The organism is Dehalococcoidia bacterium, assembly GCA_021295915.1.
In the GTDB taxonomy this organism is placed as follows: Bacteria; Chloroflexota; Dehalococcoidia; order Lucifugimonadales; family UBA1123; genus VXRN01.
Genome location: JAGWBK010000083.1, coordinates 1 through 330, shown reverse-complemented (window position 1 = coordinate 330; position 330 = coordinate 1). Strand labels below are relative to the sequence as shown.

Genomic DNA, 330 nt, shown 5'->3' with positions numbered 1-330 from the left:
GAGTGGATGATGGGGAACCTCTGCCGCTGCACCGGCTACTACCAGATCATCGAGTCCATCCAGGCCGCTGCGGAGGCGAAGTAGCCATGCACGACTTCACCTTCCACGCACCAGACTCCCTCTCCGGCGCGCTCGAACTGCTCGCCGAGCACGACGGCGACGCCAAGCTGCTCGCTGGCGGCACCTCGCTCACCACGCTCCTGAAGCAGTCGCTCATCGCGCCCGACCACATCGTCAGCCTACACCGCGTGCCCGGCCTCGACTCCATCGAGGCGTCGGACGGCGAGCTCCGCATCGGCGGGCTCACCACCCAGCGCGACATGGAGACGT

General features: G+C 67.3%; 1 protein-coding gene. It reads left to right on the top strand.

Going from position 1 to position 330, the window contains the following annotated elements; translation table 11 throughout:
- On the top strand, positions 1 to 330 hold a 330-nt coding region (locus J4G14_15035), incomplete at both ends, for an FAD binding domain-containing protein (protein ID MCE2459104.1).